Raw genomic sequence first — 217 nt, 5'->3', positions numbered from 1 at the left:
TGCACGTAGAGTGTCTGACATGAATGGACCATGGTCTAGGTCATTCGTGAACAGTACTTCTAGAGCTTTGTGACCTGCTTGAGATAGGTTAGCAAGTGCCTCTAGGCTGATCTCTTGGTTCGCGCCAACGATGATCTCGCCAGTTGCTTCGTTGATGTAATCTTTAGATGCAACTTTACCAACGATGTACTCTACAGGTACTTCGATGTGCTCAACG

The 217-nt window shown here is 46.5% G+C and carries 1 protein-coding gene; it reads right to left on the bottom strand.

Features of this window, described 5'->3' with window-relative positions:
* Positions 1-217, bottom strand: a 217-nt coding sequence (locus A3712_RS21870; RefSeq protein ID WP_157618853.1) for a hypothetical protein, incomplete at both ends; no start/stop codon positions are given.

Origin of the sequence: Vibrio sp. HI00D65 (assembly GCF_001635455.1) — a bacterium.
Lineage (GTDB): Bacteria > Pseudomonadota > Gammaproteobacteria > Enterobacterales > Vibrionaceae > Vibrio.
This window is presented reverse-complemented; position numbering and strand designations above follow the sequence as displayed.